Below are 19,298 nucleotides of genomic sequence, written 5' to 3'. Positions count from 1 at the left end.
AGAACACTGGACCCGGAGTAAGGCTACACGAGCGGATCCGTGCCTGTCACCGTTTGGCGACGCGATCTGCCCCCTTCGCCCCCGTCATCTTGCGCCCGCGGGGGACCGGGGGCAAAAAGAGGCCGGATTCAAGAGACCGGGGACCGCAGAATGCTGGAAATGTATGCCGCGATCTGGCGGGTCAGCGCGGGGCGCCAGGTGATTCTCATCCTCCTGTCCGCGGCGATCGCGGCGCTGGCGGCGGTGCCGCTGAGCTACCAGAAGGACATCATCAACGAGCTCACCGCCTCCGAAATCCACTTTCCCGGGCTGCTGCGGCTCTGCGCCGAGATGATGGGGGTGATCCTGCTGAGCCTCGCCCTGAAATGGGCGGCGGGCTTCGGCGCCAACCTCCTGGGCGAGGACACGACGCGGTTGCTGCGCCAGCGGATCTACGGCACGGCGCTGGAGACCGGGCGCGACAGCGAGCTGAGCACCGGGACGGTGTCGACGATGATCTCGGCCGAGGCGGAGGAGCTGGGCAAGTTCGCCGGCAGCGCCTATTCCGAGCCGGTGATGCAGATCGGGACGATGATCTCGGTGGTGGGCTACATCGCCACGGCCGAACCGATCCTGGGCGTGATCGCGCTGGCCATCATGGCGCCGCAGGTGGTGCTGGTGCTGTCGACCCAGCGGGTGGTGAACCGCCACGTGGCCGAACGCGTGCGGATCCTGCGGCGGTCGACCTCGGACATCGTGAAGGACGACCTGGACCACGAGAACGCGGATGTTCTGGGCGCCTTCGACGGGATCTACGCGACGCGCCGGTCGATGTTCATATGGAAGCTCTCGACCAAGTTCGCGATCAGCGCGATCACCGGCGCGGGCACCGTCGGCGTGCTGTTGCTGGGCGGCTGGTACGTGCTGAAGGGCGAGACGGACGTGGGTACGGTGGTGGCCGCGGTGATGGGCCTGTCGCGGCTGCAGGGCCCGACGAGCTTCCTGATCGCCTTCTACCGCCAGATCAGCGCGACCCGCGTTAAATACGAACTTCTCAAGGACGTCGCCATGCCCCGCCCCGGCACGCCCATGCACCGCGACGCGCCCACCGGCACCTGACGCGCCCCGCCCCACCCAGGTCCATGCTTCTTCTTGGCCCAAATACCTCCGGGGGACTCCGCCCCCCGGGCGGAGGGGGGCAGCGCCCCCGATCCCCGGTCGACCCCCACAACCACGTCGCCCGTTAACCACGAACCGCGCAAAAAGAAACCGGCGCCCCCAGTCGGACCGCCGGCCTCGGGGCACCCCGCCCCTGCTTCTTCTTGGCCCAAATACCTCCGGGGGAGTCCTCCGACGGAGGACGGGGGCAGCGCCCCCAACATCCGGCATCCGCCCCGCGCCACGTCCAGCCGCGGCGCGCCGGCCCCGCCTCAGGCGCGTTCGGAATATTCCATGGTCTCGGTGTTGACGATGATGTCCTCGTCCTGCCCCACGAAAGGCGGCACCATGACCTTCACGCCGTTGTCCAGAACCGCCGGCTTGAAGCTGTTGGCCGCGGTCTGGCCCTTCACGACGGGCTCGGTCTCGACGATCTTGCAGGTCACCTTCTGCGGCACGGTGGCGTTCAGCGCCTCTTCCTCGTGGAACTCGACCACGATGGTCATGCCGTCCTGCAGGAACGGGCGGCGATCGCCCAGAAGCTCGGCGGGCAGCTCGACCTGGTCGTAGGTCTCGGTATCCATGAAGGTCAGCATGCCGTCGGTTTCGTAGAGAAACTGCATGTCCTTCTGTTCCAGCCGGACGCGCTCGACCTTGTCGGCGCTGCGGAAACGTTCGTTCAGCTTGGAGCCGTTGCGCAGGTTGCGCAGCTCGACCTGGGCGAAGGCACCGCCCTTGCCGGGCTTGACGTGATCCACCTTCACAGCGGCCCAGAGGCCGCCGTTGTGCTCCAGCACGTTGCCCGGACGGATCTCGTTGCCATTGATCTTTGGCATGACATAAAACCTTCAGAAATGGTTGATGGCCTGTTGCGGTCCCCTATATCTCCACCGCAACAGTGTGACAAGGCGACGACCCCACCAGGCGTCCAAGGGATCGGAAGACGGAAAACACTTAAGACCACCTCCGCCAGCCATGCACTGTGTGCAACGAAGGTATGCGATATAGCGGTATCCGAATCAGTCCGCAATCGTCATAAGGGGCGCCACGCCGAAAACCAAGAGCAAGAAAAACAAGGACACGAGATGAGAGATTTCGTTGACGGCACGGCCTTTAACAATGAGCAAGGCAACCGTGCCCGCAAACTGTTCGCGGCTGTGGTGCTTGCTGCTTTGGACGACGCCATTGCCGACGACAAGAAATATGGCAACGGTCCCGAGCAGATCGCCCGCTGGGCCCGTTCGCGGGATGGCCGCGAAGTGCTGACCTGCGCTGGCATCGACCCCAATGAACGGGTCGTGTCGGGACTGATGGAGTTCGTCGGCAAAGGGGTTCGGACCTCGGTCGCGCTGTCGCGCGAAGAGAGCGAACGCCGTCATGCCGCGGAGGCCCAGGCCGAAGCCGCCTGAACAGGACGCCAGCCAACACCGAACGACGCGCCCCTCACCGGGCGCGTCGTTCGTTTTGCGACCCGGGAAAGTGACGTCGCGTCTTGCGCCGGCCACTCCGGGTGACCGCACACCGGTCTTCGGCGCAGTCCCAGGGGCTGTGTTTGCGACGCGGCCTGCGCGGCTGATGGTGTGACCGCAAGGCCCTTGCCGCAGTGCGCGCAGGGCCGTCATGCTTGGTGCCTCCGGGGATCGATCCCGCCGTGCGGCGCCCATGGCGCGCATCGGCTGCGATGACGGTCTTCCAGTCTACACGTCTATTCCACACCTCTGCGCCATACCGGGCCGCAGGCTGCAGCGCACGGCCCGCCAGGGCTGCGTCAGTCGAGGTCCTGAGCGGTCAGTGCGCGGTGGATCTCGCGGCGGACAAGCTTGCGGACATTGCGGGTGATCCGCTCGCCCAGGGCGCCCTGCAGCTCTTCGCGGACAATATCGGTGACCAGTTCGCGCAGGGTGTCCTCGTCGAGGATCGCCTCCTGGGTGCCGAAGATATCCGCGTTGGCGGCCTGCGCTTCGCGCAGGGCGGCGGCGGCCTCGGCTTCCGCCTCGGCCTCTTCATCCCTGTCGGCAGGGATCTCGTCCGACGGCTCGGGGTGCCAGTGGACGGCCTGCTCGGCCGGAGCGCCCGTGTAATCGGCCGGTTCGTCCTCGTCGAGGTCCTCTTGGAGGGCGGCGGGGTCCGTGGGCGTGGCCCGGGCCGTGGCGTCGTGCACGGCATTGGCGGCCCGGCTCTCGGCCAGCTGGGCCTCGAGCATGGCGATCTTGGCGGTCAGCGCCTCGATCGCGGCGGCGGCGGTGGGCGGCATCGGCACGTCGGCATCGGGCGCCAGTGGCGCGCCCTGCATCCGAAGCGGCGCCTCGCGCGGCAGGTCGGGGCCCGCGGGCATGTAATCCATGTCGTCCGAGGGGCCGTCCGGAATGCGCTCCCCGGCCTGGGAGGTCGCGAATGCGGCAAGCGAGAGGCTGTCGGAGACCCGATCGCCATCTTGCGCGGCGGGGGCGGTCCGCTCTTCGGGCGGCGCCATGTGCTGGGCCGTCTCGTCGCTGTCGTCGCCTTCAATGGCGGGCCAAGCCGCTGCCCCGGCGGAGGGCGGAGCGACCCGGGACGAGGCGGCGAGGAGCACGGGCGCGGCGCCGGCACTGTCTTCGGCGGTGTCGGCAGCGGGATCGTCCGGGTCAGGCAGGCAGCCTACGGGCGCGTCCACGCGGGGCGGATGGACCACGGGATGGCCTTCGCCCCAGGCGCTGTCCGTTGCCGCGCCGGCATCCGGGGCGGTCAGGCCCTCAGTGGCGGCGCCGGGATTGATGAAGGGCGCCATGGGATGGTCCCAGGAGCGCGTGTCCTCGGTGCGGAGGCCCAGGCGGCGGGGCGCGGAGGCCCGTGCACCGGACCAGGTGAACTGGTCGTGGGCGGGGGCGAAGGCGTCCTCCTCCTGCCCGGCGGTATCCGTTTCGGGATCGGTGGCGTCGGCATCCGTCCCGGCGTCGGGATGCGCGTCCAGGTCGGCCTCCAGCTCCGGATCGAAATCGGCGTCGGAGATCGGGTCGAACCCGGCCTCCGCTGCGTTGGCGGCGACCTCTTCAGCTTCGGTCAGGAGGTCTTCGAAGGCGCGGTCGGGGGTGTCGGTGTCCTCGGGCGCGAGCTGCCCCGTTTCGCGGGGCGCCACGTCATCGCCCGTCAAGCCGGGCGTTTCCGGGCGTACGGCCTCGGGTGGAGTGTCGGTGGCGGCGGCACTGGGTCCCTCGACCCGGGTCGCGCCTGCGGTCGACAGAGGATCTGCCGCGACAGGATCGGAGCGAACCGGCCGCGGGGTCCAGCGTTCGGGTTCGAGCCGGGGCTGGCGCGGGGCGACATGGTCCGGGCCGCCGTTCATATCGGCGTCGGACGCCGGATCGGGCGCATCGGCCGCGCTGTCGTCTGGCCCGGTGGCAGCGGGCGGCGAAACGGCCGCGCCCTGCGGGCCGGCAGAGGCGGTTTCACTGTCGGTCTCGGTCTCGGTCACGCGCAAGGCGGGCGTCAGGACCAGCTTGTCCCGCGACGCCGGCCGGGGATCAGCCGGGGTCGGCCCCTGGGTCTTGCGTGATTCTTCCGAGACCAGCCGCCGGATCGAGGACAGCACGTCCTCGATTTCACCCTTCGAGACTGGATCTGTCATGTACTGCTACCGTTCTGCCCTGACCCGGGAGGATAACCCGGGGGTGCCCACCGCACAACAGAAAGGGAAAATTGTCACTCTTTCCCGAGGGCCCGGAGGACACGGTCAAGTTCCTGACCCTGCTTGCTGTAAAGGCTCGGCCCGCTTTTGACCGCGTTGTAATAGGCGGACACATCGTAGATCGGCACCTGCAGGCCCAGCCGTTCGGCGTTGAGCAGGCCCTGCGCGGCCACCAGCCGATAGGCGGCGATGTAGCGGTCGGCCTGGAACGAGATCTGCGCGGCCTGCGCGTCGAGCAGTTCCTGCTCGGCGGTCAGCACGTCCAGCGTGGTGCGCGAGCCAAGCCGCGCCTCTTCGCGGATGCCGTCGAAGGCGACCTGCGCGGCGCGCACCCGTTCGGCCGAAGACACGATGTTGGCGCGCGACACTTCCAGTTCGACATAGGCGGAGGCGACTTCCTGTTCCACGGCGCGCTGGGTGTTCAGCAGGCTGCCGCGCAGCGAATCGCGCGTGGCGATGGCGCGGCGGACCTGGGCGGTCATCGCGCCGCCCTGGTAGATCCGCTGGCTCATGGTGATCCCGGCGGTGACGTTGTCGGAATAGACTTCGTTGTCGAAGGTGTTGTTGATCCCGGTCGTCACCCCGGCGCGCACCTGCGGCATCATCGAGCGGCGCACGACGGCGACGGAGAGGTCGGCGGCGGAAATCTGGCGCTGCAGCGTCGCGATATCGGGGTGGTTCACCACGGCGGTGGCCTGGGCGGCGTCGATGGTGCCGGGGCCTTCGGGAATGTTCGGCGTGGGCGACAGGTTGCCGGGCTCGCGCCCCACGACCTGCACGAAGATCGCGCGCGCGGTGACCACGTCACCCCGGGCAATCGCCACGTTCGAATCCGCATTGGCCAGCCGCGATTCGGACAGCGCGACGTCGGTGCGCGTCACCTCGCCCACTTCGAAGCGGTCGCGGGAGGCGCGAAGTTCTTCCTCGAGCACGCGGCGGTTGTTCTGCGCCAGCCGCAGGAATTCGTTGGCGCGCACCAGGTTCATGTAGGCCTGCACGGCGCTCAGCAGCACGTTCTGTTCGATGGAGCGCAGCGTCTCGCGCGAGGCGAGAACGGTTTCCTGCGCCGCCTCGATGTTCAGCCGGGAGGCGCCGCCATCATAGAGCAGCTGGCTGCCCTGAAGGCCGAGAGAGCCGGTATCCGTGGTTGCGCTGGCCCGGCCAAAGCCCTGATTACGTTCGATCCAGTTGCGCTGATAGCTGGCCGACCATTCGATCACGGGGCGCAGCGCCGACAGCGCGATCGCCACGTCTTCGTCGGCGGCGCGCAGCAGGGCGCGGTTCTGTTCCAGCAGGCCGCTGTTGACATAGGCGCTGGCCATCGCGTCCGAGAGCACCTCGGCCGAGGCCTGGCCCGGCACATGCCCCGAAACCACGGCGACGATGACGGCAACGCCGGTGTTGCGAAGGTGTTTCAGAAGTCTCGACATGCCCAATACCGCCTCTTTCGTGCTTTTGGCGCAGTTTAGACGACAGCGCTGCGCAACTGTATCACGCAAGCGTGACGTCACGGATCCGGCGCCGGGATGGTGCCTATTTACAACGAGAACGCCGTTTCCTTCGCGAAGCCCGGCATAACGGGCACGCCTGCATTGAATTCGTCACGCCAGGTCATCTTGCCATTGTGCTTGTGGCCCACCCGCATCACGCCAAGCGCGCCGTCGACGAAGATCGCCGCCATGCGGCCGCCTTCCTTCAGTTGGTCGGTCAGCGCCGCGGGCACGGCTTCCACCCCGCCTTCGACGATGATCACGTCATAAGGCCCGTGCTCGGGCGCGCCGGCAGCCATGTCGCCCTGTTCGACGATCACGTTGTCGGCGCCATAATCGCTTAGCAGCCCCTGCGATTCGGAGGCGAGATCCTCGTCGCCCTCGACGGCGATGACGGCCTGGGCGATATGGGCGATCACGGCGGCCGAGTAGCCATAGGCGCTGCCGAGGTCGAGAACGAGGTCGTCGCCCGTCAGGTCCAGCTTGTCGAGGATCATCGCCAGGACCCTCGGATCCATAACCACGCGGTCGCGGCCGAGAGGAATATGCTCTCCCACATAGGCCGTTTCGCGGAAGGCATCCGGCACGAACGTCTCGCGCGGGACGGTCAGCATGGCGTCGATGATCGGGAAACGGGTCACGTCCGAGGGGCGTACCTGGGTATCGACCATCATGCGGCGGCGGGCTTCGAAATCTGTCATGGCCTGGCTCTTGTCGTTGGCGACGTCTTTCCGGCTTGTCGCATATAGCGGCGGCCCCGGCAACGGCCCTTGCCCCCGGCATATCGCCCCATGCTTTCCGAAAGCTGAACGGCGACGCAAACTTGCGCAGGACATCCGGCCGCGCGGGCGGATCCGAAGGGGATGGCGACAGTCGCGCCCAAGCTCCCGCACGCAGGCCCTGCCCCGCCCCGCGCGGCGCGAAGGCTCACCCGGCCCCGCCGGCGGCGGCGCGGCACGCCTGGGGCAGGATATAGGGCACGCCGTGCGGCGCGGGCTGGTTCACGCGCAGCGGGTGATCGTAGGCGCGGCTGAGCGTGGCATCGGTCAGAACCTCCGACGGCGTGCCGCGCGCCAGCACGGCGCCGTCCTTCATCAGCACCACGTGGTCGGCATAGATTGCCGTCAGGTTCAGGTCGTGCATCACCGTGATCACGCCGCCGCCGGCGCGGGCGTAGCCGGCCAGCAGGTCCATGACCACGAACTGGTGCCCGATATCCAGGCTTGAGACCGGCTCGTCCAGGAAGACCCAGGCGGGCTGGCCGTCGAAGACCGGGTGCCAGACCTGCGACAGGACGCGGGCCAACTGCGTGCGCTGCTGTTCGCCCCCGGACAATTCGTGGTAGTAGCGGCCCGCGTAGCCGTCGAGGCCGAGCCGAGCGAGCGCCGCCTCGGGGATGCCCGGCTCCGCCGCCCAGGGGCCGGCGGAATGGCCCAGGCGCACCACCTCGATCACCGTGAAGGGAAAGGCGACGGTGGTGCTTTGCGACTGCACCGCCCGGGTGGAGGCGAGCTCCCACGGGCGGAGCGTGTCGATGGGTCGGTTGTTCAGCAGCATGCTGCCGGTCGCGGCAAGCTCTCCGGTCAGGGCCTTGATGAGGGTGGACTTGCCCGACCCGTTGGGGCCGACGATGGCGGTGACCTGGCCGGGGCGGGCCTGGAAATCGAGGCCGTGCAGGATCTCGGCCTTGCCCAGGGTCACGCGGATGTCGTTTCCGATCATGGGGCTACAATCCCAGCGTGTTGCGGCGTTTGAGAAGGATCGCCAGGAAGACCGGCGCGCCGAGAACGGCGGTGACGATGCCGATGGGCAGCTCGGCCGGGGCGACGATGGAGCGCGAGATCATGTCGGCGGCGACCAGCAGCGTGGCGCCCAGAAGCGCGGCATTGGGCAGCAGCGTGCGGTGATCGGGGCCGGTGGCCAGGCGCAGCAGGTGCGGCACGACGATGCCGACGAAGCCGATGCCGCCCGAGACCGCCACGGCGGCGCCGGTGGCCCCGGCGACGGTCAGGATGGCGATGCGCTTGACGCTTTGCACCGAGATGCCGAGGTGCATGGCCGTCGCCTCGCCCAGGGCCAGCCCGTTGAGGCCGCGCGCGAGGGACGGTGCGACGACGAGCGCCAGAAGGATGATCGGTGCGGCGGCGGCGACCTTGGTCCAGGTGGCGCCGGCGAGCGAGCCGAGGCCCCAGAAGGTCAGATCGCGCAGCTGGGTGTCGTCGGCCATGTAGACGAGGATGCCCGACAGCGCTCCGACAAGTGCGGCCAGCGCGATGCCGGCGAGCAGCATGGTGGCGACCGAGGTGCGGCCGCCATGGGTGGCGACGCGGTAGAGCAGGATGGTGGAGATCCAGCCGCCGACGAAGGCGGCGATGGAGATCAGGTAGGAGCCGAGCGCCTGTTGCAGCGCCACGGGCAGCAGGCTGCCCAGCACGATCGCCAGGATCGCGCCCAGCCCGGCGCCGGCGCTGACACCGACAATCCCGGGATCGGCCAGCGGGTTGCGGAAAAGGCCCTGCATCAGCGCGCCCGACACGGCCAGCGCGGCGCCGACGAGCAGGCCCAGGATGAGGCGCGGCAGGCGGATGTCGAGCAGCACGACCCGGTCGAGGGCCGACAGCTCCTGCCCCGTGGCCAGCGCCTTGAGCGCGGGCCACAGCGCGGTTCCGGTGGCGCCGGAGGAGAGCGAGGTCAGCGAGACCACGATCAGCAGCGCCACCAGCACGAAGGTAAGTCGCCGGGCGCCCTGCACCCGGTCGCGCGGAGGGGCGGCCCGGGAGAGGGGCGCGTCGGCGAGGCTCATTGCTGCAACGCGGCCGACAGGTCGGTCACCGCTTCGGCCACGCGCGGCCCGAAGCCCAGAAGCAGCATGCCGTCCATGCGCACCACCGCCTTGTTTTCCGCCGCATTGGTGGGGGCGATGGCGGGCATGGAGAAGAGCGCCTCGTCGGTCAGGCCGTGATCGCCCTTGCGGTCCATCATCAGGATGACGTCGGGGTTGGCCTGGGCCACCGCCTCGTCCGAGACCTGCTTGTAGCCCTGGATGTCGGTCATCACGTTGCGGCCGCCGGCCATCGCGATGATGCCGTCGGCCGAGCTGCCCTGCCCCCCGGCGGTGATGCGCCCCCCCTTGGCGGAGATGATGAAGAGCACGCCGGGCGCGTCATCGGTCACAGGGCGGATCGCGGCGCGCAGGTCGGCGGCGACCTCGTCGGCCAGTTGCCTGGCCGCCTCGGGCTCGCCGATCGCCTCGCCCACGATGCGGATCTTTTCGGCGACCCCCTCGACCGAATAGGCATCCGGCACCCGCACGAAAGACACGCCGGCGTCTTCCAGCACCTCGATCGTCTCGGGCGGGCCGGAGTTCTGCTCGGCGATGATCAGATCGGGATCGACCGACAGCACGCCCTCGGGCGAGAGCGCGCGGGCATAGCCGACATCGGGCAGCTCGGCCACGGCGGGCGGATAATTCGACGTGGTGTCACGGGCGATGATCCGGTCCTGCTGACCCAGCGCCACGATGATTTCGGTGATGGGCCCGCCGATCGAGACGATGCGGTCGGCCCGGGCATCGGCCGCCAGCGCCGGTGTGGCCAGCGCGGCGGCGAGGCCAATGGCAAGGGTAAGGCTGCGCATCAGGCGGCCTCCTCGGATTCCAGCGCGGGCAGGCCGTCGACGATGGCGCGCCAGGCCGGACGGTGATCGCCGCCCGCTTCGGTGCGGCGGCCGAAGATCTGCAGGATCAGCCCGCCCTCGGAATCGAAGGCTTCGAGCGAGACGGCGTCGCCGCGCTGGGTCGGCTTGGTCACGGCCCAGACCTCGGCGATGTGATCGGCCCGCAGGTGCAGGTTGAAGTCAGGGTCCATCACGTTGAACCACGGCCCCATGACCTTCAGCGTGTCGCAGCGGCCGCCGTGGATCTCGATGCAGCCGCGGTTGCCGACGAAGACCATGACCTCGATCCCCTGCTCCGACACGGCCTCGAACGCCTGCGCCACGGTATCGGTCCCCACCCGGCGCACCATCGGTTCACCGGCGATGCGATAGGCGCCCAGACGGTTCATCCTCAGCTTCGACGTCAGGCGCAGGAACTGGTGGGTGTCGGTCATCCTGGCCCATTCGGCGCGCAGGATCTCGGCCTTCTCGGGGTTGGACTTCGCCGCCTCGGTCGGCTTGCGCTCGGTCACTTCAAGTACGCCGGACTGGTCCTCGGTCTTCAGCTTCTCGACCAGCGTCGCCCAGCCGTCGAACGAGGAGGTGTCGCGCAGGTGGACCTTGTGGACCGCGTCGCCGGCGGCGTCGAAGACCTGGACCGACCGGCGGATGCCGCTGTCCGTCTCGGTCTCGACGGCAAAGGCGGAGACCCAGTGCGAGGGAAACATCCGCATGTCGATCGCGTCGTTCAGGATCATCGAGGCATGCGGGCCGGAGCGGAAATTGTCGTAGACGCCGACCTTCTCGATCACGCAGCTGTCGTTGCGGGTCAGGGCCATGACCTCGCCCAGAGCGGCGATCGCGGGGATCAGCGCGTCGGGATGCGCCTCGATCCGGGTGGTGCCGTGGCCGGTGTAGGCGGCGACAAGCTGGCCTTCGGTCAGGCCCATGTGCGCGGCCTTTTCGCGGGCGCGCATGTTGTCGATCGACGCGGCCTCGTCGCGGATCTCGGCGGCGGTGCGCAGCGGCGGTTTGGGGGTGTCTTGGGTCATCAATGGCCTCGAAGCTTCAGGATTTCTGCTGATGACTGGCTGGGTTACCCCAAAATCGGAGAGCCCCTCGCTGGCGGCGCGTATGCGCTGCTGCACGGCGTTCGGCCGCGCAACTTGTTTGTTGACTGTTTTAGTCGCCTAAATTAGAGACCTCAAGTCATAAGCCGGCCGGGACCCGGCCTATTTTGATAAACCGACCCGTGCCAGCCACCTCGCGCAAGCCTTCCGGTCTAGACTTTGTGACACGAAGGAACACTCATGCGCGGACCCAAGATCCGATCTATCCTTGCGGGGACAGCCTCTGTCATGGCGCTGTCTCTCGCGGCCGGGCCGATGACGGCACAGGAGGCGGAGGACGTCTTTGTCAGCACCGGTGAAGAGACCGATGTAGAGGACATCCTGCCCGCCGAAGATGGGCTGGCCCAGACCGACCTGCCCGACGCCACGCTGGGCGACAGCTATCTCGGAGAGATCGCGTTGGGGACCTCGAAGCGTGAGGTACAGACCCAGACCGCCGAGGCGCAGACCATCATCGACCAGGACGAGATCAACGACCGGCAGGCCGGCACGGTGGCCGAGCTGATCGATTCGGTGCCCGGCGTGACGCTGGTGAACGGCTCGACCCCGCAGGGGTCCGGCATCAACATCCGCGGCTTCGGGTCGAATTCGACCTACGGCACCGACCAGAAGGTCCTGATCCTGGTCGACGGCGCCACCACCGGCGCCGAGGAACTCTACCGCATCGGCAACCAGCTCTTCACCGATCCGCAGCTTTACAAGGAAGTCTCGGTCAACCGCGGCACCATCGGATCGTTCGAATACGGCTCGGGCGTGATCGGCGGCGTGGTGCAGCTGGAGACGAAGGACGCCTCGGATTACACCGGCGGCGAGATCGGGCTGCGGTTCCGGCAGGTGCTGGAAGGCTCGTCCAACGGCGAGGGATTCGTGACCTCGTCGACGCTGGCCTGGCAGCCGACGGAACAGGCCGAATTCCTGCTGAACTACACCCTGCGCGACCAGGGTGACCAGGAAGACGGCGGCGGCAACACGATCGGCAACTCGGCGTTCCGGCTGCCGTCCTACCTGATCAAGGGCAAGTACAGCTTCGGCAAGGATCTCGCCCACTCGGTTACCGTGTCGCTGAACGACAGCTCATCGGCCGAGCGCGACGTGCCCTATGACAGTTTCGGCACCACGGGCGACCAGTTCGGCAATGTCGACCGCGACATCCACACGCGGGTCGTCGGGGTGAAGTATCAGTTCAACCCGCTCGGCAATGACCTGATCAACTTTACCGCCAACCTCACCTATTCCGACCAGGAGATCGACCAGGAATACGTGCCGGGCAGTTCGTCCTGCGATGTGCCGCCCTACCCGTCCTACGTCTGCGGCTTCCCCTTCCCAGAGAGCGGGTTTGCCGTGGTCAACGCCGACCAGCGGTAAGAGACCACCAAGCTGACGCTGAAGAACCAGGCGTTCTTTGCCACCGGCGCGGTCAGCCACGACCTGCGCGCGGGGATCGAGTTCATCCGCCGCGACCGGCTGGAGGCCGAATCCGCACCCGGAGGCACCGACGACCGTTTCGCGATCTTCGCCGTGGACGACATGCAGCTGGGCGGGTGGACCTTCACGCCGGCGGTCCGCTACGAGACGCAGAAGCTGGACGGCACCGGCACCTTCCTGCCGCAGGATTACAACAACGACGCGCTGATGGGCGGCGCCTCGCTGCGGTATGAATTCGCCAGCGGTTTCGCGGTCTTCGGCTCGCTCGCCTATACCGAAAGCCTGCCGATCCTCGACGACCTGGGCACGCCGGTCTTCATGACCCAGCCCGAAAAGGCGACCACCTGGGAAGGCGGCGCATCCTTTGCACGCAGCGCTCTGTTCACCGAAGGCGACGCGGTGCGGGCCAAGGTGAACATCTACCAGACGCAGATCTGGGATGTGACCTCTTACAGCGCGGTCGGCCAAATCGAGATGGAAGGCATCGAGATGGAAGCCTCCTACGCGCATGACAACAGCCTTTACGTGGATTTCAACGCCAACCTGGTGGACGGTACCGAAACCTCGGTCACCGGCGTCGACAGCCGCTGGCGCAACGCCCCGGCCGACAGCGCCGAGATCACGCTGGGCAAGCGCTTCGGGCAGGCCTGGGATGTCAGCTGGGAACTGGCCGCGTCCGAGGGCGTGACCACCTCGACCGGCGACAGGACCCCGGGCTTTGGCGTCAACGCCCTGCGGACGACCTACCGGCCGCAGGCCGGCGGGATCTGGGAGGACACCGAAATCCGGCTGAGCGTCGAGAACATCTTCGACAAGGAATTCACCCCCTACCTTTCCACGCGTCCCTCGCCGGGCCGCAACTTCAAGGTCTCGCTCGCCAAGACATTCTGAGCGGGCCGATCCCCCCCTTTCCGACCAGGACAGCACTTCAACAAGGACCCGGACATGACACTTACGCCAGCCACGTCTTTCAGCCAGGTGATCGCGCTTTGCGCGGCGGGCCTGTTCCCGCTTGCCGCGCAGGGCCAGTCTGCGGAGGCCGAAACGGTCTCCGACGCGGAGCCCGCGGCCCTGTCGATCGAGCTGAGCGCCGCCGACGATGTCGGCAGCGCCTGCCGGATGAGCTTCCTGGTCCGGAACGGCACCGGGGGCGATATCTCCCAGGCGGTCTATGAAATGGTTCTGTTCGGGCGCGAAGGACAGGTCGCGCTCATGACCCTTCTCGACTTCCAGGAGCTGCCCTCGGGCCGCCCCCGCGTGCGCCAGTTCCAGTTCGACGGGCTGGCCTGCGCCGATATCAGCCGGGTGCTGATCAACGGGGCCGAAACCTGCGCGGGCGCCGATGACGGCGCCTGCATCGACGGGCTGGAGCTGACCACGCGCACCGGAACGGAGCTGATCGGATGAACCCTGTCACCCAGATCGGAGAGGCCCTGCAATCGGTCTATGACCTTGGCGGGCCCGTCGTCGTGATCCTGCTGGCGACCTCGGTCGTCACCGCCAGCCTGATTTTCTACAAGATCTGGCAGTTCGGCGCCGCGCGCGTCGGGCGCCACAAGATCCTCGACCAGGCGGTGGACGCCTGGGACCGGGGCGACCGCGCGCGTGCCGCGATGCTGATCGAACAAAGCCGCAGCTACCTGGCCCCGGTGATCGCCCGCGCCTGCGGCGAGGCCGACACGTTCCACGCCGAACGCGCCGATGCCGAGGCCGAGGACCGCTTTGCCCGGCTCGAACGCGGGCTGTCGGCGCTGGATATCGTGTCGCAGCTGGCGCCGCTGCTGGGCCTTTTCGGCACCGTGCTGGGCATGATCGACGCCTTCCGCGCGCTGCAGAACGCCGGCACCTCGGTCGATCCCTCGCTTCTAGCGGGCGGCATCTGGGTCGCGCTGCTGACCACCGCCGCGGGCCTTGCCGTGGCGATGCCGACCTCGCTGGTGCTGAACTGGTTCGAGGCCCGGATGCGCCGCGACCGCGTCTTCGCCAACCGCGCCCTGCGCACCATCTTCGCCCCCGAGGCGGCCATGGCCGAAGGCACCGCCCGCCTGCGCGCCCATGGCTCTTGAGGTCGCAACGCGCCGGCGCTCGCGCCTGTCGATGACGTCGCTGATCGACGTCATCTTCCTGTTGCTGCTGTTCTTCATGCTGACCTCGACCTTCACCAAGTATGGCGAGATCGAGCTGATGGCGGCCGGACAGGGCGCCAGCGCCGACACCGAGGCCGAGCGCCTGTTCCTGACCCTGCGGCCCGAGGGGCTGATGCTGAACGGCACGCCCGTGGCGCTGGACGAGCTCCGCGCCCGGCTGGAGGCGCCCGAGGGCGCCGACCCCCGGCTGCTGCTTATCAGCCCTGCCCAGGCCACCAGCTCGCAGGAGCTGGTTGACGTGCTGACCCTGGCACGCGGCCTGCCGGGCCTGACACCCGTGGTACTGAGATGAAGATTGCCCCGAACCTTGCCCGCCCCAAGGAGCCTACGATCGCGCTGATCAACGTGGTCTTCCTGATGCTGGTCTTCTTCATGATCGCCGGCACGCTGGCGCCGCCGCTCGATCCCGACCTGTCGCTGATCAAGGCGCAGGATCTCGACGGCCGCGCGCCGCCGGATACGCTGGTCATCCACGAGGATGGCAAGCTGTGGCTGCGCGGTGTGGAGCTGACCTCGGCCTCGGCCTTCATGGAGCGGCTGCCGGACGACGACCGGTCCGTCGTGCGCATCGTGCCGGACCGCGACCTGCCGGCGAAGGACCTGATCGCGATATCGGACGAGTTGCGCAGCCATGGCGCCGAACGGATCCTGCTCGTCTCGGAACGGGGGCTGCAATGACCCGGTCGACCCGACGCATTCCCCGGTCCCGCCTTGCCGGTTCTATCGCGCTGCTGCTGGCGGTGGCGGCACATGCCACGGCGCTGGTGCGCAACGAGCCCCGGGATCAGGTCCAGATCGAAGGCGGCGCTGGCGCGGCGGCCGCGGCGCTTGGCTCGAGCTTCGAGAACATGAGCGCGGGCCGGGCCGAACCGGTGACCGCCGAGGAGATGACCCCCGAGGCCCCGGCGGACCCCACCGAGCCCGACGCGCCGACGGAAACCGCCGAAACCCCGCCCGAGCCCGCGACGCCCACGCAGACGCCGCCCACCGAGACCACGCCGCCCACCGAGACGGTCGAAACCGCGCCTCAGGTGACCGAGCCTGCGCAGCCCTCCGCCCCGGCAGAGACCACCCCGTCCGAGCCCGTGGCGCCCTCACAGACCACCGGCCTGGCCGTGCTGCCCCCGCAGGAGGTCGCGCCGACCGAGCCCGTGGAGACCCCGCGCCAGACCGCCCTGCCCGTCACCCCGATGACCCCGCAGACCCCGGCGCCGCAGGAGCCGCCCGAAACCGAAGAGACGACCGAAACGGAACCGACCAGGCCGGTCACCACCCCCGTTACCCCCACGGCGCAGCCCCCCCTGCCCCAGGTGGAGAACGAGGATCCCGACAGCACCGCGCCGCTGATCTCGCGCAAGCCGCCGACCCGGCCCGACAGCATTCGCCCGCCGGAACCCGAGCCCCAGCCGCAGCGGCGGGCGGACCCGAAGCCGGAGCGCGAACCGCCGCAGCGCGCCACGGCCGCGCCACAGGGCAATTCCGACCGGAACGCCACGCGCGGGGCGGCGACCGGGTCGTCCTCTGCCACGGCGGCGCGGCAGGCGACGTCGAATTCGTCCAGCAGCGAGGCCGGCAATGCGGCGATGTCGAACTATCGCGGCAAGGTCTTCCGCCGGATCGCCCGGGCCAAACGCGGCCAGGTCAACGTCCGCGGCGCCACGATCGTGACGCTGACCATCGGCCCCACCGGCCAACTGACCGGTGTCGGCGTGGCGCGCAGTTCCGGCTCGGCCCGGCTGGACGAGATCGCGGTGACGCAGATCCGACGCGCCGCCCCGTTCCCGGCGCCGCCCAACGGCCAGTCGCAAAGCTACACGGTGAAGATCTCGGGCCAGAACTGACCGGCCCGGGCTTTTTGGCCCCCGCCTCCGCAGGGACGGCGGGGGCGAAGGCGATCCAGGGAGTCCCGCAGACTCGACCAGATGATCCGAATGCCGCGGACCCGCCGTCGGCTGCGGCATGATGCGCGGCACGATCCTGTGCCGACGGGCGGTCAGGTGCGTCAGCTCTCGGCGAAAACCGGCATTCCGGCGCCAAACTTGCGCGGCCGCCGCGCGGACGGGAACATTTGCACCGGTGAACTGCTTGGTCTCACGGGGACACGCCCCCGGCTCGGCAATTGTGCGCGACCCGGAGCGGCCCTGGCGGTCACGAGAGCGAAAGGCACAGGATGCGCGGCGACATGTCCACTCAGTTTCAGGAGCCGGAGCAGACGACACAGGGCGACGGCATTTGTGTCCTGCACAATCCGCGCTCGGGCAAGCAGGAGGCCGATGCCACGTCCGAGGACCTGTCGACGGCCTTTGCCAGGCACGGTTTGTCACCCGACATCGTCGAGCTGAACCCCGACGTGTCGCTGACCGAGACCGTCAGGAAGGTGGCGGACAAAGGCTATGGCACGATCGTCGCGGCCGGCGGAGACGGCACGATCTGCGGCGTGACCGAGGCCCTCAAGGACACGAAATGCCGGCTTGGGATCCTGCCGCGCGGCACCTTCAACTACTTCGCCCGGTCGCTGGATATCCCGCAGGAGCTGGACGGTGCGGTCGAGGTCATCGCAAAGGGCCATGCCCGCCCCCTGCGCATCGCCACGCTCAACGACAGGGTCTTCCTTAACAACGCGAACTTCGGTCTTTACCCGCATATTCTGCGTTCTCGGGAAGAGATCTATGATTATTGGGGCCGCAGCCGGGCCGCAGCCTACTGGTCCGCCCTGAAGGTGCTGTTCCGCTGGCCGCGTCCCCTGAAGATCGAGATCAGCAACGATGGTCAAAGCACCGTCCTGCGCACCCCGCTCATCTTCGTCTTCAACAATGCCTTCCAGCTGCGGGAAATGGGAATGGAGGGCGCCAACTGCATCGAGGACGGCAAACTGGCCCTGATGATCGCGCCGGATTGCGGAAGACTTGGCATGATCCGGTCCAGCCTGGCCGTCCTGACCGGCCAGGCCAGCCGCAAACGGGACTTCGACATCATCTGCAGCGACAGTTTCGAACTGCGCGCGCGGCGCGGCAAGCGGCTTCTTGTCGCCCGTGACGGGGAACGGACCCACATGGACGGTCCCTTCCGCCTGCAGCTTGCCGATACGCCCCTCGAAGTCCTCGTCCCCCACAAATTCACGGAAACCGTTCGCTGATCTCTTGAAACGACTATTGCATCTGTCCGACCTTCACTTCGGCCGCGTCCGGCCGGAACTTCTCGATCCCCTGATCGCGCGGGTCAACGACCTGGCGCCCGACCTCGTGGCGATCTCGGGCGATCTGACCCAGCGCGCCCGCGACTGGCAGTTCATGCGTGCCCGCGAATTGATAGACCGGATCGAATCCCCCTGCCTCGTCGTGCCCGGCAATCATGACACGCCGCTCCATCGGCCCATCGAACGCCTGTTCTTCCCGTGGAGACGCTATCGGAAATGGATCTCGGAGGATCTTGCTCCGGAATTCCATGAACCGGGCTGGTCGGTCATCGGCCTGAACTCGGCCAACCCTTTCAGCTGGCAGAGGGGCCGGTACAGCAGCGCCTCGCTCAGGTGTGTCCGGGACGGGTTCGCCGACAGCCCGGACACGGATTTTCGGATCGTTGTCGCCCATCACCCGCTGGACCATCGCCCCGAGGACGAGAAGCGGCTGACCCTAGGTGCGGAGAGGGCGCGCGCGGCCCTGGCCGAGGCCCGGACGGACATCCTGTTGTCGGGCCACCTGCACAGCTGGCGCGTCGATGTCTTCGGCAAGGGACCCGACGATCCGGCCGTCCTTCAGGTTCATGCCGGTACGGTCTTGTCGAGCCGGCTGCGCGGAGAGGAAAACGACTTCAACCTTCTGACGGTCGGCGACGGACAGGTCCAGGTCGACCGATATGCCAATCGCGCCGATGACAGTGGATACGACATGGTCCGCAGCGCCCGGTTCCGCCGCAACGCGGCCGGCTGGGAGCAACTGTCGAACGACTTGGCCGGGCGCGCTTAGGCAGGTGGCGTCCTGTCGTATGACAACGACGTCAAGTCGGACGGCTCGCGGCCGGGCAACCGCTTCACCTTGAGTCGGAGCAAGCGGCCCACCGGATTGCTTGCTGCCCGCTCCGCATGTTCAACAGCAAGCTGCATGGCGGCGTTCCATGGCGGTTCTGCAAACGGCCAGGCGCCCGATAAACATGAAGATCCTGATTGCGGCCATGGAACTATTGTTCGCGGGCTGCAGCGACCAGTTGATCGCTGGCGTCACCGGCCGGACCGAAGCGATGGTTCGGCCCTGCCCCCCGGCACGTTCGCAGACGCGTCCGGGCCCGCGGCGCGCAGATCTGTTGCCAGCCAAGACGCGCGAGAACGGGACACCCACGAAACGGTAAACTGCGGCCGTCCGTGTGGCAGGCCCCTTGCACTGCCCTGCGGGTTATTCTAAGTGACTACAACCACAGCGGCTAGGCGAGTTGGCGGAGTGGTGACGCAGCGGATTGCAAATCCGTGTACACCGGTTCGATTCCGGTACTCGCCTCCATTTAACTTCAAGCACTTGCGTCACTCCTTGCAATGTAGCGGCTCTGCCGTTTACAGATGCGTTTACAGTCAACCCATATTCTCCTGCTTCTTTGCTCGCTCCAGCTTCCGGCTGACTGAGGTGCCCCTAGTTTCCTAGACACCCGCCTTGGTCAGTTT

At 67.9% G+C, this 19,298-nt stretch carries 19 protein-coding genes and 1 tRNA gene; 12 read left to right on the top strand and 8 right to left on the bottom strand.

All coding sequences use genetic code 11. The features are described 5' to 3' along the window. The first annotated feature begins 150 nt into the window (after nt 1–150). Nucleotides 151–1,098: an ABC transporter transmembrane domain-containing protein gene (locus ATO3_RS15320; protein ID WP_088650760.1), complete on the top strand. Its 948-nt coding sequence runs from the start codon at nt 151–153 to the stop codon at nt 1,096–1,098. A 311-nt stretch (nt 1,099–1,409) separates the two neighbouring features. On the opposite strand, the gene efp is transcribed toward ATO3_RS15320, so the two are convergent. After that, complete coding sequence (gene efp / locus ATO3_RS15315; RefSeq protein WP_088650759.1) at nt 1,410–1,973, bottom strand: elongation factor P; 564 nt, start codon at nt 1,971–1,973, stop codon at nt 1,410–1,412. A gap of 249 nt (nt 1,974–2,222) precedes the next feature. Here efp and ATO3_RS15310 point away from each other — a divergent pair, with 249 nt between their 5' ends. Beyond that, nucleotides 2,223–2,546, top strand: a complete 324-nt coding sequence (locus tag ATO3_RS15310; RefSeq protein ID WP_088650758.1) for a DUF6280 family protein — start codon at nt 2,223–2,225, stop codon at nt 2,544–2,546. A gap of 359 nt (nt 2,547–2,905) precedes the next feature. On the opposite strand, the gene ATO3_RS15305 is transcribed toward ATO3_RS15310, so the two are convergent. From ATO3_RS15305 to ATO3_RS15275, 7 genes are all read right to left on the bottom strand, one after another. Further along, complete coding sequence (locus ATO3_RS15305) at nt 2,906–4,741, bottom strand: hypothetical protein (protein ID WP_088650757.1); 1,836 nt, start codon at nt 4,739–4,741, stop codon at nt 2,906–2,908. Nucleotides 4,742–4,815: 74 nt separating this feature from the next. Further along, entirely contained in the window at nt 4,816–6,231 is a 1,416-nt protein-coding gene (locus ATO3_RS15300) for a TolC family outer membrane protein (protein ID WP_088650756.1), read from the bottom strand. 107 nt (nt 6,232–6,338) lie between these two features. Then, a complete protein-coding gene (locus tag ATO3_RS15295) occupies nt 6,339–6,992 on the bottom strand; it encodes a protein-L-isoaspartate O-methyltransferase family protein (RefSeq protein WP_088650755.1) in 654 nt (217 codons plus the stop codon). Between the two features lie 226 nt (nt 6,993–7,218). Then, nucleotides 7,219–8,013, bottom strand: a complete 795-nt coding sequence (locus ATO3_RS15290; RefSeq protein ID WP_088650754.1) for a heme ABC transporter ATP-binding protein — start codon at nt 8,011–8,013, stop codon at nt 7,219–7,221. 4 nt (nt 8,014–8,017) lie between these two features. After that, nucleotides 8,018–9,094 (bottom strand): FecCD family ABC transporter permease, encoded by a 1,077-nt coding sequence (locus tag ATO3_RS15285; RefSeq protein WP_088650753.1) that lies wholly within the window; start codon nt 9,092–9,094, stop codon nt 8,018–8,020. Continuing rightward, entirely contained in the window at nt 9,091–9,927 is an 837-nt protein-coding gene (locus tag ATO3_RS15280) for a heme/hemin ABC transporter substrate-binding protein (RefSeq protein ID WP_088650752.1), read from the bottom strand. The genes ATO3_RS15285 and ATO3_RS15280 overlap by 4 nt, the downstream gene beginning before the upstream one ends. Beyond that, a complete protein-coding gene (locus ATO3_RS15275; protein ID WP_088650751.1) occupies nt 9,927–10,997 on the bottom strand; it encodes a hemin-degrading factor in 1,071 nt (356 codons plus the stop codon). The genes ATO3_RS15280 and ATO3_RS15275 overlap by 1 nt, the downstream gene beginning before the upstream one ends. A 306-nt stretch (nt 10,998–11,303) precedes the next feature. Here ATO3_RS15275 and ATO3_RS29230 point away from each other — a divergent pair, with 306 nt between their 5' ends. From ATO3_RS29230 to ATO3_RS15225, 10 genes are all read left to right on the top strand, one after another. Next, on the top strand, nt 11,304–12,440 hold the full coding sequence (locus tag ATO3_RS29230; RefSeq protein WP_233152167.1) for a TonB-dependent receptor plug domain-containing protein: 1,137 nt from the start codon (nt 11,304–11,306) through the stop codon (nt 12,438–12,440). Nucleotides 12,441–12,452: 12 nt separating this feature from the next. Next, a complete protein-coding gene (locus ATO3_RS29225; RefSeq protein WP_332888704.1) occupies nt 12,453–13,391 on the top strand; it encodes a TonB-dependent receptor domain-containing protein in 939 nt (312 codons plus the stop codon). A 54-nt stretch (nt 13,392–13,445) separates the two neighbouring features. Next, nucleotides 13,446–13,907: a hypothetical protein gene (locus ATO3_RS15265; RefSeq protein WP_088650750.1), complete on the top strand. Its 462-nt coding sequence runs from the start codon at nt 13,446–13,448 to the stop codon at nt 13,905–13,907. Then, nucleotides 13,904–14,566 (top strand): MotA/TolQ/ExbB proton channel family protein, encoded by a 663-nt coding sequence (locus tag ATO3_RS15260; RefSeq protein ID WP_088650749.1) that lies wholly within the window; start codon nt 13,904–13,906, stop codon nt 14,564–14,566. The genes ATO3_RS15265 and ATO3_RS15260 overlap by 4 nt, the downstream gene beginning before the upstream one ends. Further along, nucleotides 14,556–14,939, top strand: coding sequence for an ExbD/TolR family protein (locus ATO3_RS15255; protein ID WP_088650748.1), 384 nt, complete (start codon nt 14,556–14,558; stop codon nt 14,937–14,939). Before ATO3_RS15260 ends, ATO3_RS15255 begins: the two co-directional genes overlap by 11 nt. Beyond that, nucleotides 14,936–15,325, top strand: coding sequence for an ExbD/TolR family protein (locus ATO3_RS15250; protein ID WP_088650747.1), 390 nt, complete (start codon nt 14,936–14,938; stop codon nt 15,323–15,325). The genes ATO3_RS15255 and ATO3_RS15250 overlap by 4 nt, the downstream gene beginning before the upstream one ends. Next, on the top strand, nt 15,322–16,488 hold the full coding sequence (locus tag ATO3_RS15245; protein ID WP_088650746.1) for a cell envelope integrity protein TolA: 1,167 nt from the start codon (nt 15,322–15,324) through the stop codon (nt 16,486–16,488). Before ATO3_RS15250 ends, ATO3_RS15245 begins: the two co-directional genes overlap by 4 nt. Nucleotides 16,489–16,829: 341 nt before the next feature. Beyond that, a complete protein-coding gene (locus ATO3_RS15240) occupies nt 16,830–17,783 on the top strand; it encodes a diacylglycerol/lipid kinase family protein (RefSeq protein ID WP_088650980.1) in 954 nt (317 codons plus the stop codon). A 16-nt stretch (nt 17,784–17,799) separates the two neighbouring features. Then, the gene (locus tag ATO3_RS15235; protein ID WP_233152166.1) at nt 17,800–18,612 is read left to right on the top strand and encodes a metallophosphoesterase family protein; all 813 of its coding nucleotides are present in this window, start codon (nt 17,800–17,802) and stop codon (nt 18,610–18,612) included. 454 nt (nt 18,613–19,066) lie between these two features. Then, nucleotides 19,067–19,140, top strand: a tRNA-Cys gene (locus tag ATO3_RS15225). The last annotated feature ends 158 nt before the right edge of the window (nt 19,141–19,298 follow it).

The sequence above is a fragment of the Marinibacterium profundimaris genome (assembly GCF_002210095.1).
In the GTDB taxonomy this organism is placed as follows: domain Bacteria; phylum Pseudomonadota; class Alphaproteobacteria; order Rhodobacterales; family Rhodobacteraceae; genus Marinibacterium; species Marinibacterium profundimaris.
This window is presented reverse-complemented; position numbering and strand designations above follow the sequence as displayed.